Source organism: Bartonella sp. MR168JLCBS (assembly GCF_042194175.1).
In genome coordinates, this window is sequence record NZ_JBHIMP010000465.1 from 404 (window position 1) to 642 (window position 239).

Below are 239 nucleotides of genomic sequence, written 5' to 3' on the forward strand. Positions count from 1 at the left end.
CAGCAAAAACCCTTAAATGATCGAGAATTTCTTCATAAGGAATTGCACCTTCAAGAAAATATTCAAGCCGATTTTCTAAGTAAGTTTTTGTTGGCAACTCTGAAAGAATTGTTGGATCTAGCATCCCATCAAAAACATGTGGTTTACGTGTAATAATTTCTGCAAGACGTGGAGCAGCACCCATGATAAGCACTAACATATTCAAAAGAGAGGGATTAGACTGCAAAAGACTAAAAAGC

Annotated in this window: 1 protein-coding gene; it reads right to left on the bottom strand. The window is 36.4% G+C overall.

All coding sequences use genetic code 11. The annotated features are described in order from the left end of the window. Positions 1-239: hypothetical protein (locus tag ACFIK8_RS12025; RefSeq protein ID WP_375669561.1), on the bottom strand; the 239-nt coding region annotated here is incomplete at both ends.